The organism is Pseudomonas sp. NFX183 (assembly GCF_047943075.1).
Lineage (GTDB): Bacteria > Pseudomonadota > Gammaproteobacteria > Pseudomonadales > Pseudomonadaceae > Aquipseudomonas.
In genome coordinates this window covers 4,103,186-4,117,900 of record NZ_CP181333.1, presented here as the reverse complement: position 1 = coordinate 4,117,900, position 14,715 = coordinate 4,103,186, and the positions used below count along the sequence as shown (strand labels likewise).

At 62.7% G+C, this 14,715-nt stretch carries 15 protein-coding genes; all 15 read right to left on the bottom strand.

Features of this window, described 5'->3' with window-relative positions:
* The gene (gene fliN, locus ACM530_RS19255; RefSeq protein ID WP_057700902.1) at window positions 1-468 is read right to left on the bottom strand and encodes a flagellar motor switch protein FliN; all 468 of its coding nucleotides are present in this window, start codon (window positions 466-468) and stop codon (window positions 1-3) included.
* A gap of 34 nt (window positions 469-502) precedes the next feature.
* Window positions 503-1,471 (bottom strand): flagellar motor switch protein FliM, encoded by a 969-nt coding sequence (gene fliM, locus ACM530_RS19250; protein WP_010166091.1) that lies wholly within the window; start codon window positions 1,469-1,471, stop codon window positions 503-505.
* Window positions 1,472-1,480: 9 nt separating this feature from the next.
* Entirely contained in the window at window positions 1,481-1,987 is a 507-nt protein-coding gene (gene fliL, locus ACM530_RS19245) for a flagellar basal body-associated protein FliL (RefSeq protein WP_145158871.1), read from the bottom strand.
* A 219-nt stretch (window positions 1,988-2,206) separates the two neighbouring features.
* Window positions 2,207-3,556, bottom strand: a complete 1,350-nt coding sequence (locus tag ACM530_RS19240; RefSeq protein WP_416362906.1) for a flagellar hook-length control protein FliK — start codon at window positions 3,554-3,556, stop codon at window positions 2,207-2,209.
* A gap of 87 nt (window positions 3,557-3,643) precedes the next feature.
* On the bottom strand, window positions 3,644-3,991 hold the full coding sequence (locus ACM530_RS19235) for an Hpt domain-containing protein (protein WP_106576461.1): 348 nt from the start codon (window positions 3,989-3,991) through the stop codon (window positions 3,644-3,646).
* Window positions 3,992-4,021: 30 nt separating this feature from the next.
* The gene (locus tag ACM530_RS19230) at window positions 4,022-5,740 is read right to left on the bottom strand and encodes an ATP-binding SpoIIE family protein phosphatase (protein WP_262208266.1); all 1,719 of its coding nucleotides are present in this window, start codon (window positions 5,738-5,740) and stop codon (window positions 4,022-4,024) included.
* Complete coding sequence (locus ACM530_RS19225; protein WP_106576459.1) at window positions 5,737-6,042, bottom strand: STAS domain-containing protein; 306 nt, start codon at window positions 6,040-6,042, stop codon at window positions 5,737-5,739. Before ACM530_RS19225 ends, ACM530_RS19230 begins: the two co-directional genes overlap by 4 nt.
* Before the next feature lie 169 nt (window positions 6,043-6,211).
* Entirely contained in the window at window positions 6,212-6,661 is a 450-nt protein-coding gene (fliJ, locus tag ACM530_RS19220) for a flagellar export protein FliJ (protein WP_145158877.1), read from the bottom strand.
* A gap of 3 nt (window positions 6,662-6,664) precedes the next feature.
* A complete protein-coding gene (fliI, locus tag ACM530_RS19215) occupies window positions 6,665-8,023 on the bottom strand; it encodes a flagellar protein export ATPase FliI (RefSeq protein WP_145158879.1) in 1,359 nt (452 codons plus the stop codon).
* Window positions 8,013-8,777, bottom strand: a complete 765-nt coding sequence (gene fliH, locus ACM530_RS19210) for a flagellar assembly protein FliH (RefSeq protein ID WP_145158881.1) — start codon at window positions 8,775-8,777, stop codon at window positions 8,013-8,015. Before fliH ends, fliI begins: the two co-directional genes overlap by 11 nt.
* Window positions 8,778-8,787: 10 nt before the next feature.
* Window positions 8,788-9,804: a flagellar motor switch protein FliG gene (gene fliG / locus ACM530_RS19205; RefSeq protein ID WP_106576455.1), complete on the bottom strand. Its 1,017-nt coding sequence runs from the start codon at window positions 9,802-9,804 to the stop codon at window positions 8,788-8,790.
* A complete protein-coding gene (fliF, locus tag ACM530_RS19200) occupies window positions 9,797-11,572 on the bottom strand; it encodes a flagellar basal-body MS-ring/collar protein FliF (protein WP_145158883.1) in 1,776 nt (591 codons plus the stop codon). Before fliF ends, fliG begins: the two co-directional genes overlap by 8 nt.
* Before the next feature lie 16 nt (window positions 11,573-11,588).
* A complete protein-coding gene (gene fliE / locus ACM530_RS19195) occupies window positions 11,589-11,918 on the bottom strand; it encodes a flagellar hook-basal body complex protein FliE (RefSeq protein WP_016972029.1) in 330 nt (109 codons plus the stop codon).
* A gap of 146 nt (window positions 11,919-12,064) precedes the next feature.
* On the bottom strand, window positions 12,065-13,444 hold the full coding sequence (locus ACM530_RS19190) for a sigma-54-dependent transcriptional regulator (RefSeq protein WP_416362905.1): 1,380 nt from the start codon (window positions 13,442-13,444) through the stop codon (window positions 12,065-12,067).
* Window positions 13,445-13,451: 7 nt separating this feature from the next.
* A complete protein-coding gene (locus tag ACM530_RS19185) occupies window positions 13,452-14,663 on the bottom strand; it encodes a sensor histidine kinase (protein ID WP_416365105.1) in 1,212 nt (403 codons plus the stop codon).
* Window positions 14,664-14,715 lie beyond the last annotated feature (52 nt).

Genomic DNA, 14,715 nt, shown 5'->3' with positions numbered 1-14,715 from the left:
TCAGCGCAACTTCTTGATGCGTTCGCTTGGGCTGATCACGTCCGTCAGGCGGATGCCGAACTTTTCGTTGACCACCACCACCTCGCCATGGGCGATCAGGGTGCCGTTGACCAGCACGTCCAGCGGCTCGCCGGCCAGGCGGTCGAGTTCGATCACCGAACCCTGGTTGAGCTGTAACAGGTTGCGGATGTTGATTTCGGTGCTGCCCACTTCCATGGAAATCGACACCGGGATGTCGAGGATCACATCCAGGTTCGGGCCGTCGAGGGTCACCGGGTCGTTGTTCTTCGGCACGCTGCCGAATTCTTCCATTGGCAGGCGCTTGCCGGCCGGCGCGGTGGCGGCGTCGGCGGCCAGCAGCGCGTCGATGTCGTCCTGGCCGACATCGCCGGTTTCTTCCAGCGCTGCAGCCCACTCGTCAGCCAGGGCCTGGTCTTCGGCGGAAGTGTTTTCGTGTTCGGTAGCCATTACATGTCCTCGGCGAAGCAAAAATAATTGGTGATCAGCGGCGGTTGATCGGTTCGATCACTTGCAACGCCAGGTTGCCTTTGTGCGAACCCAGCTTGACCTTGAACGACGGCACGCCGTTGGCACGCATGATCAGTTCTTCCGGCAATTCCACGGGAATCACGTCCCCCGGCTGCATGTGCAAAATATCGCGCAGACGCAGCTGGCGACGGGCCACGGTGGCGCTCAGCGGTACGTCGACGTCCAGCAGGTCTTCGCGCAGGGCCTTGACCCAGCGCTCGTCCTGGTCGTCCAGGTCGGACTGGAAACCGGCGTCGAGCATTTCCCGCACCGGCTCGATCATCGAGTACGGCATGGTCACGTGCAGGTCGCCGCCACCGCCATCGAGTTCGATGTGGAAGGTGGAGACCACTATGGCTTCGCTGGGGCCGACGATGTTGGCCATGGCCGGGTTCACTTCCGAGTTGATGTACTCGAAGTTGACTTCCATGATCGCCTGCCAGGCTTCCTTCAAGTCGATGAAGGCTTGCTCAAGCACCATGCGCACCACGCGCAGTTCGGTCGGGGTGAATTCACGGCCTTCGATCTTGGCGTGACGGCCGTCGCCGCCGAAGAAGTTGTCCACCAGCTTGAACACCAGCTTGGCGTCGAGGATGAACAGCGCGGTACCGCGCAATGGCTTGATCTTGACCAGATTGAGGCTGGTGGGCACGTACAGCGAGTGCACGTACTCGCCGAACTTCATCACCTGCACGCCGCCCACCGCCACGTCCGCCGAACGGCGCAGCATGTTGAACATGCTGATACGGGTGTAGCGGGCGAAACGTTCGTTGATCATTTCCAGCGTCGGCATGCGTCCACGGACGATGCGATCCTGGCTGGTGAGGTCATAACTTTTGACGCTGCCGGGTTCGGCAGCCATTTCGGTCTGTACCAGACCATCGTCGACGCCATGCAACAGCGCGTCGATTTCATCCTGGGACAGCAGGTCTTGCACGGCCATGTCGTGATCCTACTGCAATACGAAGTTAGTGAAGAGCGCCTGCTCGACCACGACTTTGCCAAGCTCTTTCTGGGCCACTTCCTGCACGCTGGCAGTGACCTTCTGGCGCAGCATTTCCTGGCCTACCGGCGTGGCCAGGCTGTCGAAGCTCTGCCCGGAGAACAGCATCACCAGGTTGTTACGGATCACCGGCATGTGCACTTTGAGCGCATCCAGGTCCGCCTGGTTACGCGCCAGCAAGGTGATGCTCACCTGCAGGTAGCGTTGACGGCCGTTCTGATTGAAGTTGGCCACAAAGGCCGGCAGCATCGGTTCGAAGATTGCCGGTTGCTTGACGTTACTGGCGGTTTCGGCGGCGGGTGCCGGTTTGCTCGCACTGCTGTGCATGATGAACCAGGTGCCGCCAATCGAGGCGCCGATGGCCAGGAGCAGGCCCAGCACGATCAGCAGGATAAGCTTGAGCTTGCCTTTGCCTTTGCCTGCGGGTGGAGTTGCTGCGTCGTCGCTCTTCGCCATGCCAATAATCCGTCACTATTCTGGAATTCATAGATCTACGGAAAGGCAAGAGCAAGTGTTATGCCAGAGTTGTCTGGTAATCGGGGAAGCGAGAACACCACGAACCAAATGTGGGAGCTGACTTGCCTGCGATGACGGTGGCTCAGCTCACATCTGTGTGACTGATAGACCGCCATCGCAGGCAAGCCAGCTCCCACATTGACCGGGTTTCAACAGGTGTCAGGCGTAGTAATCAACGGCGCTGGAGCCGATGATGGTCTGGGTCACGGGCGCGACGGCGGCTGCCACTTCGGCGTGATCACCGGCATCCCCGCCATCACCCCGCCCGCCGCTGCCACTCACGCCGCGCGCCTGGTTCTGCTGCTGTTGATCCTGGCCCTGGCCCTGCCACCCACGCGACTGGTCGGAGACGTTGACGTCGACCTGCCCCATGCCTTGCTGGGCAAACATCTCGCGCAGACGGCCGGACTGGGTTTCCAGTGCTTCACGCACCACGGCGTGACCGCTCATGAACGTGACTTGGGCCTGCTGGTCCGCGGTCATGTTGACCTTGATGTCCAGGCGCCCCAACTCTGCCGGCTGCAATTGAATTTCTGCCGACTTGAGGTTGGCACTGGACAGGTACATCACGCGGTTGACCACTTCCTCGGTCCAGCCGCTCTGGTGCATGGCCAGCGGCGCGTTCGCAACCGGTGGCAAGGCATTCGCGGTTTTCGGCGTGGCGGCCTGGGTCAATGCGGCGAGGCGGTTGGCGAAATCATCCACGCGGGTGTCGCTGCTGGCGTCCTTCAAATCCTTGAGGCCACCTTCGATCAGCCCGCTGAAGGCTTTGTCGCCGCCCTGGTCAGTGCTGTCCTTGGTGGCTTGCTGATCGACCATAGTCGCCAGGCCCGCAGCAAAGCTCTGCGCAGCGGTCGGCTGATCCTGCGTGGTGGTCGGTGCGGCTTTCTGCGGCGTCTGGCTACTGGCCGAGACGTGACCGCCCTGCTCCATCGCCAGGCGCACAGCGGGCATCGAGTCCAGCGGATCCGCCTCCGGGTCGAACGCCGGCTGCTTGGCGTCATCGGTGGCAGCCACAGCGGGCGCGACGACTGGCTGGGCCTTGTCGTCCTTGGCGGCTACAGGTGCCGGCGTTTCTACCGGGACGGGCACGGGGACCGGTGTGACCGCGGCAACCACTGCCGGGTCAACCACGGGATCAACCGGAGGCTGCTGCGCCACCGCCGGGTCGGCGGTTTTGTCGTCGTCATTGCTGGCGCTGTCGTCGGATTTGGCCGGCGGCTTGGCAGGCAAGGGATTGCCGCTATCGGCAACGGCCGGCTTGCTGGCGGCAGGCTTATCGTCGCCTGCAGCCGGCTTGGAGGGGGTGTCCGAGGGCTTGTCACGCGTGACTTTGGCCGGGGCGTCGTCGCTCTTGAGCGTCGGTTTCGGGCTTTGGTTTGCAAACACTTGCGCGAAGCCAGGGCCCTTGCCTCGTGGGTCCGCAGCCGCTACCGAGGGGGTGGCGGCCGGCGCTTGAGGCTTGGCCGCAGCGGCAGCCTGAAGAAGCGAATTGGGGGCGACTGGCATAGGTAAGGGTCTCCACTGCACTGGGATCGGGGATGCAGTATCCAGAGGTAGAGCAAGAGTTGGGCCAGGTTTACCTCGAGCCCTCAATCACAGCTGAAAACGCTGACGCTCGTGTTCGTACAACGGCCGAACCAGCGCGAATTCCTGGTCGATTTCGTCGACCAGTTCATCCAGGTCCACGCGTGTCAGCTGCGCAGAGCCGTCTTCGAGCCGGCGGCAAAGTTCTGCCAACCGCACCGCCCCCAGGTTACCGCTGCTGCCCTTGAAGCTATGCGCGATCCGTCCCAGCGCCTTGGCATCGTCGCGAGCCTTGCGCAACGCTTCGACGCGCTTCTGCGAATCGTCAAGGAAGGTATCCAGCAGTTTCGGGTACTCGCCTTCCATCACTTCCTGCAAACCCGACAACACATCGGGGTCCAGATGAATCTCAGCCACTTGTTCGCTCCTTGATCAAGAATCGGCGGATTATGCCAGAGCCCCCCAGCAAAACTCCACGCACACACTGCGCCCGCCATCGGACCAGCGTACATCGCTGCTCAACTGGCGCACCAGGCTCAAGCCGCGGCCAGACAGACGGTCGACATCCATCGGCCGCGCCAGCACCTGCTCCACGTCAAACCCCGGGCCGCTGTCCTCAATGCGCAGCGTCATTTTGCCGCCCGTGGCGGTCGGCACCACCTGCACATGCACCCGCACGTAACCGCTGTTCAACTGCCCCAGCCGCTCATTGCGCTGGCGGTAGTAGTCGGCGAACCCCTGGGCATCACGCTTGAGGCGCGAATCCAACCCCAGCACACCATGCTCCAGCGCGTTGGAATACAACTCGGCCATCACACTGTAAAGCGCCCCGCTCTGCCCCCGCAGACCCTGAATCTCCAGCAGCAACTGCAGCAGATACGGCAACGGGTTGTAGCTTTTGAGGGTCTGCGCACGGAATTCGAAACTCACCGACCAATCCAGCGGGCACGACTGCCCGCTGTCGGCGTAGACGGGCTCGGCCGCACGCAACGGCTGGCCGGCCTGCAGGGTGATTTCCACCATGCTGACGTCATCGCGCGCCTGGCCACGAAACGCCGCCAGCGCCCGCTCGATGTCTTCGAATAACCGGTCGGGCTCGCGGTTGGCCGCGAACACCTGCTGCAAGCGCTCGGCGCCGAACAGCTGGTCATTGGCGTCAGCCGTGTCGAGCACACCGTCGGAGAGCAAAAACACCCGGTCGCCCAGCGCCATGGGCCAGACCTCGGTGCCGTCATCGAACGCCTGCGCCGACAACACACCCAGTGGCAGGTGCCGCGACACCAATGGCGTGCGCTTGCCCGTGGCGACTTCATGCACATAGCCTTCGGGCATCCCGCCGTTCCACACCTCCACCACGCGCCGCTGAGCGCTCAGGCACATCAGCGTGGCGCAGCAGAACATGTCCACCGGCAGGATGCGTTTGAGCTTGGCGTTCATCTCGCGCAGGGTCTGCGCCAGGCCGTAGCCCTTGGCGGTCATGCCGTAGAACACTTCCGCCAGGGGCATGGCCCCCACGGCGGCCGGCAGGCCATGGCCGGTGAAGTCGCCGAGCAAAACATGCATGTCGCCGGAGGGTGTGTACGCCGCCAGCAGCAGGTCGCCATTGAACAGGGCATAGGGCGATTGCAGGTAACGAATGTTCGGCGCCGCATTGATACAACCCGAATGCGCCACCTTATCGAACACCGCCTTGGCCGCGCGCTGCTCGTGCAACAGGTAGTCGTGGTGCCTGGCGATCAGGTCACGCTGCTGCAAGACCGTGGCCTGCAGCCGGCGCAGGCGGTCCATGGCGTTGATTTTCGCTGCCAGGATCAACTGGTTGTAGGGCTTGGGCAGGAAGTCATCGCCGCCCGCGTCCAGGCACTGGGCCAGCGCCTCGCTTTCGCGCAGCGAGGTCAGGAAGATGATCGGAACCAGCGCCTCACCGGCGAGCTGCTTGATGCGCCGCGCGGCTTCAAAGCCGTCCATCACCGGCATCAGCGCGTCCATCAACACCAGTTGCGGGCGCTCGCGGGTAAACACCTCGACCGCTTGCGCGCCGTTGGTGGCGGTGAGTACTTGATGCCCCTGACGCCGAATGATGGTCGACAGCAACAGCAAATCGGCGGCGCTGTCTTCGGCGATCAGGATCGTCAGCGGTTCAAGGACCGGGGCTAGGCTGCTCAACTGAGATCGAACAGTTTGTCAAAGTTGGAAATGGCGAGGATCTTGCGCACATCGGAGTTGCTGTTGATCACCTGGACTTCGGCATTGTCGCCACCGGCATGGTCACGCAACAGCAGCAACATGCCCAGGGCCGAGCTGTCCATGTAGGTGGTGTCTTTGAGGTCCACCACGTAGACCTCGGGCACCTTGTAGAACCGCTCGTAGGCGTCACGAAAGGCTTGATGGCTACCGAAATCGAATCGCCCTTTGACGGTAATCGTCAATTTTTTCCCATCCAGGGATACTTCTGACACGACTGACATGCGACTGCTTCCTTGTCATTGGCAATGTGCAACAAGGTTTAGCAGGTGATCGAGGTATGGGCAACACAGCAAATCAAATGTGGGGGCTGGCTTGCCCGCGATAGCATGACCCACCTCGGTGCCTGCATCGCGGGCAAGCCCGGTTCCCACAGTAGGCCGGTGGTGGCCGTTAGTACTGTGATTGGCGGGGAAGTCGCTGTGACAGCTCGTCGAGCAGCTTCTGCTCGCGCTTGTCTTCAAGCGCCCGCGCTTCGTCGATGTAGCGCTGCACCAGTTTGCGCAAACCTTCGACCCGAGCGAACGCCGCCTGCCATGCCTCGCGGGCTTTATCGAGGTTGTTCTGGTGCCAGGCCAGGCTCTGGCGCTGTTGGCCTACGGCGGTTTCCAGCTGATTGAGGAAGCCCTGGTAGCCCATCAGCCATTGGCCGGAAACCCCCTTGCTGCCGCGCTCGATCCATTGCTGCTGGTATTCGCCGCGAAAGCGCTCCAGGTCGCCGAGCTTGCTTTCTGCCAGGCGCACCTGCCCCTGAAAGTAGCCCAGGCGTTGCGCGGCGGTTTTTTCGGCCTTCTCCGCCATGTCCACCACTGGGGCCAGGCGCGAGGAACGGGTGCTGGCCATGGCTTAACCGCCTGGCGCCGGGGCAAAGATCGAGCCCAGATGCGCTTCGCTTTCGCCCATGCTGATCTTGTCGTTGAGGCCCTGGCGCAGGTAGGTCACCAGCTGCGGTTGCAGGGCAATCGCCAGGTCGGTTTCGCGATCACCGCCGGCCACGTAGGCACCCACGCTGATCAAGTCGCGGCTTTGCTGATAGCGCGACCACAGTTGCTTGAAATGCTGGGCGCGGGCCATGTGCTCCGGCGTGACCACCGCCGGCATCACCCGGCTGATCGACGCTTCGATATCGATGGCCGGGTAGTGCCCTTCTTCGGCCAAACGCCGCGACAGCACGATGTGGCCGTCGAGCACGCCACGCGCCGAGTCGGCAATCGGGTCTTGCTGGTCATCGCCTTCGGACAGCACGGTGTAGAACGCCGTGATCGAACCGCCGCCGGCCTCGGCATTACCGGCGCGCTCAACCAGCTTGGGCAGCTTGGCAAACACTGAAGGCGGGTAGCCTTTGGTGGCTGGCGGTTCGCCGATGGCCAGGGCGATTTCCCGCTGGGCCTGGGCGAAACGCGTGAGCGAGTCCATCAGCAACAGGACGTTCTTGCCCTTGTCACGAAAATATTCGGCGATGCGCGTGCAGTACATGGCCGCGCGCAAACGCATCAGCGGCGCATCATCGGCCGGGGATGCGACGACCACCGAACGCTTGAGGCCTTCTTCACCGAGGCTGTGCTCGATGAATTCCTTTACTTCACGGCCCCGCTCACCGATCAGCCCGACCACGATGATGTCGGCCTCGGTAAAGCGCGTCATCATGCCGAGCAACACCGACTTCCCCACACCGGTACCGGCAAACAGGCCCAGACGCTGGCCGCGGCCGACCGTCAATAAACCGTTGATGCTGCGAATGCCCACGTCCAGCGGCACGCTGATCGGGTTGCGGTTGAGCGGGTTGATGGTCGGGCCGTCCATCGGCACCCAGTCTTCGGCCTTCATGCCGCCTTTGCCGTCCAACGCGCGACCGGCGCCGTCGAGCACGCGGCCGAGCATGCTCATGCCCATCGGCAGGCGGCCGGTATCGGCCAGCGGCACCACGCGGGCGCCGGGGGCGATGCCCGCCAGGCTGCCGACCGGCATCAGGAAAATCTTGCTGCCGGAAAAGCCCATCACTTCGGCTTCGACCTGCACCGGGTGGTAACTGTCGTCGTTGATCACCAGGCAGCGGCTGCCCATGGCGGCGCGCAGGCCTTCGGCTTCGAGGGTCAGGCCGACCATGCGCAGCAGGCGCCCTTCGAGGATCGGCTGGCCGGGCAACTCAGTGGCCTCGGCGTAGCCGCTCAGGCGCTTGGCGAAGCTGGTGCGTTCAAGGCGCATCGGCGGCATCCAGGTCCACGCTCATATCAGGCTCGGCCGGGTGCAGGGACTGTTCATGCAATTGATCGAACATTTTCGCCATGATCTGGCTGATGCGGGTTTCCACCGTGGCATCAATGCGGCTGTGCTCGGTTTCGACGCGGCAGCCACCGGGCAGCAGCGCCGCGTCCTCGACGATGCGCCAGGTTTCTTCATGGCGCTCGCGCAGGGCTTTGACCTGTTCGAAATCCTGCGGGTTGATGTACAGCCGCACATTGCCGACGCCCAATGGCAGCAGCTTGAGGGCTTCGCGCATCACGCTTTCGATGTGGCTGGAATCGAGCACCAGCTCGCGCTGGATCACTTGGCGCGCGATGTGCTCGACCAGCCCGACCATGGATTTTTCCAGCTGCGAATCCTGTTCGGCGATCGGGTCGAACAGGTTGCCCATCAAGCGCTCAAGGCTGGCCAGCTTGACGCTCAGCGCCTCCTCGGCCTCTTGGCGAACTTTGAGGGTGGTGCTGCGAAAACCGTCTTTTTCACCCGCCGCGAAACCCTCGTTGTAGGCCTCCTGGCGGATGGCTTCCAATTCTTCAAGGGTCAGTGGCTGGACTTCATCGAGCGGCACTTCTTCCATTTCGGCCGGCGTTTCAACCACCGGCTCCGGTTCAGGTTCCGGCACATGCGGATCGAAACTGGGCAACGACCAGATATCGAACCCGCCGACATCCCGCGCGCGAATCAGATCGCTGGGCGTCTCATCTTTGTTCGACATGGGCAGCGCCTTAGATCATTTCTTCGCCGCCCTTCCCGCCGAGAACGATTTCTCCGGCTTCGGCCATACGGCGGGCAATGGTGAGGATTTCCTTCTGGGCGGTTTCCACGTCGCTGACACGCACCGGGCCTTTGGCTTCCAGGTCGTCACGCAACAGCTCGGAGGCACGCTTGGACATGTTCTTGAAGATCTTCTCTTTGACGTTTTCGTCCGAGCCCTTGAGGGCCAGCACCAGCACGTCCGAAGACACTTCGCGCAGCAACGCCTGGATGCCACGGTCGTCGACATCAGAGAGGTTGTTGAACACGAACATGAGGTCTTCGATCTGGCCGGACAGGGTGTCGTCGATCTCGCGGATCGAGTCCATCAACTGACCTTCGACCGAGCTGTCGAGGAAGTTCATGATATCGGCCGCGCGCTTGATGCCACCCAGGGTGGTGCGCGAGGCGTTGGAGTTGCCCGAGAACTGCTTCTCGAGAATCGTGTTGAGTTCTTTCAATGCCGCCGGCTGCACGGTGTTCAGCGACGACACGCGCAGGATGATGTCCAGGCGCACTTTATGGTCGAAGTGGCCAAGCACTTCACCGGCCTGGTCCGGGTCCAGGTAGGCGACGACGATGGCCTGGATCTGCGGGTGCTCGTAGCGGATCACGTCGGCAACGGCGCGCGGCTCCATCCATTTCAGGCTGTCCAGGCCACTGGTGTTGCCGCCCAGCAGGATGCGGTCGATCAGGCCGTTGGCCTTGTCTTCGCCCAGCGCCGAGGTGAGCATCTTGCGGATGTAGCTGTCGGAGCCGACGCCCAGGCTGGTCTGGTCGCCGACGATCTCGACGAACTCGCTCATCACCTGCTCGACTTGCTCACGGTGCACATTGCGCATTTGCGCCATGGCCACGCCTACGCGCTGAACCTCTTTGGGGCCCATGTGGCGCAGCACTTGTGCGGCGTCGGTTTCACCCAAAGACAGCAGCAACACGGCGGCTTTGTCGACTTTGGTGAGCTTGGCAACAGCGGCTCGATCATTCATCTGCGTTAATCCACTCTTTCACGACCTGAGCCACACGGCCCGGGTCTTCTGCTACCAGACTCTTGATTGCGTTCAACTGAGCGTCATAGCCTTCGCTCGGGCTTGGCAACAGGATGCTTTGCGGGCCACCGAGGCTGACGCGGTCGTTGGCCAGTTCGCCGTCCAGGCCGCCCATGCCACCCAACTCAACGTCACTGCCAGCCAATGCCAGCTGCTTCTTGCCATGGCCGGTGATGTTGTTGAGCACCGGGCGCAGCACGCCGAACACCAGCACCAGGATGAACAACACACCCAGCACTTGCTTGACGATGTCCCAGAACCACGGCTGCGTGTAGAACGCCGGGTCGGCGATCACTTCGCCGCGCTCGGCGGAGAACGGCATGTTGATCACACTGACACTGTCGCCACGGCTGGCGTCGAAACCGACGGCGTCCTGCACCAGACGGGTGAAGCGCGCCAATTCGTCGGCGCTCCACGGCGCACGGGTGACGGCGCCGTCAGCGGCATTGACCTTGACCTGATCATCGACCACCACCGACACCGACAGGCGATTGATTTTGCCCTGCTGCTGCTTGGTGTGGCTGATGGAACGGTCGAGCTCGAAGTTCTTGGTGGACTGGTTACGCTTGTCCGCCGGGTACGGTGCGAGCATCGGCTGGCCGGTGGCCGGGTCCATGATCTGCTGGCCGTTGGCGTCCAACAGTGGCTGACCAGGCTGAATCGCACCCGCTGTCGCGGCGGCGCCACCGGTGGTTTGCGGTGCAGTGGCCGGGGCCGGTGGCTGGTTGCTCAGGGCACCCGGCACACCTTGCGGGCCATTGCTGGCGGTGCGTTGTTCGCTGGTCGATTGCTCGCTGCGCAGCGCCGGCTGGTCCGGGTTGAACTGCTCGGAGGTCGATTCGACCGCACTGAAGTCCACGTCGGCAGACACTTCAGCTTTATAGCGGTCGTTGCCCAGCACCGGCTGCAGAATGTTGTGCACGCGCTGAGTGAGCATGCTTTCCATGCGGCGGCTGTAGTCGAACTGCTTGCCGGCCTGGGTCAGCGCGGAGTTCTCGGCCTGGTCGGACAGCAGGTTGCCCTTCTGGTCCACCACGGTGATTTGCGACTTGCTCAATTCAGGAACGCTGGTGGCCACCAGGTTGATGATCGCCAGGACCTGGCCAGGCTCCAGGGAGCGGCCGGAAAACAGTTCGACCAATACCGAGGCGCTTGGCTTGCGCTCGTCGCGCACGAACACCGAGCTTTTCGGAATCGCCAGGTGCACGCGGGCGCCCTTGACGTTATTCAAGCTTGAGATGGTGCGTGCCAGTTCGCCTTCCAGGCCACGACGGTAACGCGTGGCCTCCATGAACTGGCTGGTGCCCAGGCCCTGGTCCTTGTCGAGAATTTCAAAACCGATATTGCTGTCGGACGGCGTGACGCCGGCGGCCGCCAGCTTCATGCGCGCACGCGCCACGTCATCGGCCTTGACCAGCAAGGCCCCGGAATTGGGCTCCACGGTGTAGGCGATGTCGGCGGCGGCCAGGGTTTCCATGATCTGCTTGGAATCCATCCCGGCCAGGCTGCCGTACAGCGGGCGGTAATCAGGTTGCTGCGACCACAGCACCACGGCAAAACCAATCGCCACGCTGGCAGCCAGGCCGACCATCAGGCCCACCTGACGCAACATGGTCATTTCGGAAAGGTTTTCCAGGAACGACAGGCCAAACAGCGGCGGCTTGCCGTCTGCCTTGGCGGGTACGTTGTCCACGACTGCTTCTGCCATGACTTAAATCTCGTCCTTAAACCGGCATCTGCATGATGTCTTGATAAGCCTGAACCAACTTGTTACGCACTTGGGTCAAGGCCTGAAAGGAAACGCTGGCCTTTTGCGAAGCGACCATCACATCGGTGAGGTCCACGCCGCTTTTGCCGATCTCGAAGGCGGTAGCCAACTGATTCGAGGCTTGCTGGGTATCACTGACTTTGTTGATTGCCTGACCGAGCATGTCGGCAAAACTGCTTTGGCCCAATTCCGGCGCAGGCGCGACGGATTTCGGTTGAGCCATGGCATCCATTTGCATGGAGCGCATATCCAACATCAACCGATTGAACTCAATACCCTGGCTCATGACCTTCTCTCTCCGACGACCCGCAATTTTTTGACACTACGCAGCGGTTACTAGGTGTGGTAGCAACAAGGGTGCCAGCTCCGTGGCTATTCGTAAGAAAAGGCGACAAACCCTGTCAGCCTGAGTATTTCCAAGACGGCGATTTGTCAGGTCGCGAACAGGTAGGCTTCGACATCCATCCCCGCGTCGCGCATCTGCGCCAGCTTGTAGCGCAAGGTGCGCGGGCTGATGCCCAGGCGCTCGGCGGCTTCCTTGCGGCGGCCGCGCTCGGCACGCAGGGTGTCGATGATCATCTGGAATTCGCGGCGACGCAGGTCGTCGCCCAGGGCGCCGCCAGACTCGGCGTCGGCCACGACTACCGGTGCCGGCGCCAGGCTCGGCAACGGCGCCGCGCCACTGCCCATGGCCAGGCAGAAGTCCTGCGGCTGGATCAACCCGCCCTGCTGCAAAATCAGCGCGCGCTGGATGGCATTGTCCAGTTCCCGCACATTGCCGGGCCATGGGTAGCTGATCAGGCAGGCCTGGGCCTCGGCCGACAGCCGCGCCTGGGCATGCTTCATTTTTTTGACGTGGTTGTTCAACAGGCGCTCGGCCAGCGGAATGATGTCCGCCGGGCGCTCACGCAGCGGGCGCCAGGCCAGCGGGAACACCGAGAGCCGGTAGAACAAGTCTTCACGAAAGCGCCCCGCCGCCACTTCACCCGCCAGGTCGCGGTTGGTGGTGGCGACCACGCGGATGTCCAGCTGGATGGGCTTGCGCGCGCCGACGCGCTCCACTTCGCGCTCCTGCAGCACCCGCAGCAGCTTGGCTTGCAGGCCCAGGGGCATTTCCGAAATTTCGTCGAGCAGGATGGTGCCGCCGTCGGCCTGTTCGAACTTGCCGGCCTGCGCGGCAATGGCGCCGGTGAACGAGCCCTTTTCATGGCCGAACAGCGTGGCTTCGAGCATGTTGTCGGGAATCGCCGCGCAGTTGATCGCAATAAACGGTTGTTTGGCGCGGCCCGACTGCTGGTGAATGTAACGCGCCAACACCTCTTTACCGGTGCCGGACTCGCCGGAAATCAACACGGTTGAATCGCTGCGCGCCACCCGGGCTGCCAGCTCCAGCAACTGAGCGCTGGCCGGCTCGAAGGCAATCGGGCCTTCGCCCTCGGCATTCGACACCACGCCCAGCGCATGCCGGGCGACCAGCTCGATCAGCGCCTTGGGCTCGAAGGGTTTGACCAGGTAATCCGCCGCCCCCTGGCGCATGGCGTCCACCGCCCGCTCGACGGCGCCATGGGCTGTCATCAGCAACACCGGCAGTTGCGGCTGGCGCGCGCGCAACACGCCGAGCAACTGGTGGCCGTCCATGCCGGGCATGTTCACGTCACTGACCACCAGGCTGAAGGACTCTTGCTCAACGGCCTCCAAGGCATCCTCAGCAGAACCGACCGCCCGGTAGTCATGGCCCGCCAACAGCAGCGTGTCAGCCAATGCTTCACGCAGGGCGCGATCGTCTTCGACCAATAAAACCTTGATAGCCATAGTCCTTTTACTCCGCGCTTGCCGCGCTGGAAAACAGCGGCAAGGTCATCAATGCACAGGTGCCACGCCCCAACCGGGAGTGCAGCTGCAATTCTCCCTGATGTGCACGCGCCACTGCCTTGACCACGGTCAGGCCCAGGCCCGTGCCGTTGGTCTTGGTGGTAAAAAAGGGTTCGCCCAGGCGCTGCAGCACGACCGGGTCGATGCCGCTGCCGCTGTCGCTGATGCACAGGCGCAGGGTTTGGTCGCGGGTGTAGAGGTGCACTTTGAGCCGCGCACCCGGGCCGCTGGCCTGGGTGGCGTTTTCGATCAGGTTGAGCAACGCGCCGACCAGCGTGTCACGGTTGCACAGCAACTCGCCCAAGTGGCTGTCGCACTGCCAGCGCACGTTGACGTCCTGGATATGCGTGGCGGCTGCCGCTTGCAGCGACTGCATCAGCGCGGATGGCGTGACGCGGTCGGTCAGCGGCAATTCGCCGCGGGCAAACACCAGCATGTCGCGCACCTGGTGCTCCAATTCATGCAGGCGCTCCTTGAGGCGACCGGCAAATCGCTGGTGGGTGGCGGCTGGCAATTGCTCATCAGTCAAATGACTGGCGTAGATCAACGCGGCCGACAACGGCGTGCGGATCTGATGCGCCAACGAAGCGACCATCCTCCCCAGCGACGACAAACGCTCATGGCGCGCCAACTGGTCTTGCAAGTGACGGGTTTCAGTCAGGTCGTTGAGCAGCACCAACTGGCCGGGCTCGGCGTCCAGGGAACGGGTGGCGATGGACAGACGCCGACCGTCTTTGAGGGAGATTTCATGGCCGTCGTCTTCGCGCGGCGCAAAGCAGCGTGTAATCACCTGGCGCCACAGCTCGCCTTCCAGCGGCTCGCCCAGCAAGTCACGCGCGGCCGGGTTGGCTTCGCGGACACGGCCCATTTCATCGATGACGATTACGCCGCCGGGCAACAGGTCGAGGAGGTTTTGCAGACGGTTGGCCAGACGCTCTTTCTCGGCCAGCTCTTGCATGCGCTGGGCGCTGACCACTGCCAGTTCGCCTTTAAGCTCGGAAACCCGCGCTTCCAGCAGACTGTAAGAGTCGGTCAGTTGGCTCGACATCTGGTTGAACTGCGAGAACGCCTGTTCAAGACCCTGCCGGGTCAGCGGCTCTGCGCACGGAACCAGCCCAGAAATAGCAGGGGCTGTAGAAAGTTTGGCGGCGTGGGGCATCATGCTCTCTCGCTGGCTGACCGTCAGTTAAACGGAACGTTGCGAGGGCTGT